Annotated in this window: 1 protein-coding gene; it reads left to right on the top strand. The window is 52.5% G+C overall.

Going from position 1 to position 341, the window contains the following annotated elements; genetic code table 11:
• A partial coding sequence (locus SB773_RS30600; protein ID WP_410593981.1) for a protein kinase domain-containing protein occupies nucleotides 1-341 on the top strand: 341 nt, incomplete at both ends.

The following is a 341-nucleotide window of genomic DNA, read 5'->3' as shown; positions in this document are numbered from 1 at the left end:
CGAGTGGGGCCGCTCCTGTGTGATGTCGATGATCTGATGTTAAACGGCAAGTCTTGTACGTTTTATGCCATGGAATACTTGGATGGGGAGCAGCTGGACCGTTATATACAGCGGGCCGGGACAGCGTGGGTGACAGTGATGATTGTCCAACTGCTTGCCCGGCTCGACATTCTTCACAAGCACGGATGGGTATTTGGGGATTTGAAGCCAGAGAACATAATGGTGACCCAGTCTGACAAGCAGGTACGCCTGATCGATTTTGGTGGAGTAACCAAGCTGGGCAATGCCGTTCGTCAATTTACCGAAGAGTATGATCGAGCTGCCTGGCACGCAGGTGACAG

Source organism: Bacillus sp. SIMBA_074 (assembly GCF_046534555.1).
In the GTDB taxonomy this organism is placed as follows: domain Bacteria; phylum Bacillota; class Bacilli; order Bacillales; family Bacillaceae_G; genus Bacillus_A; species Bacillus_A mycoides.
The sequence above is the reverse complement of the archived record's forward strand: the minus strand, read 5'-3'. Positions and strand labels throughout refer to the sequence as shown.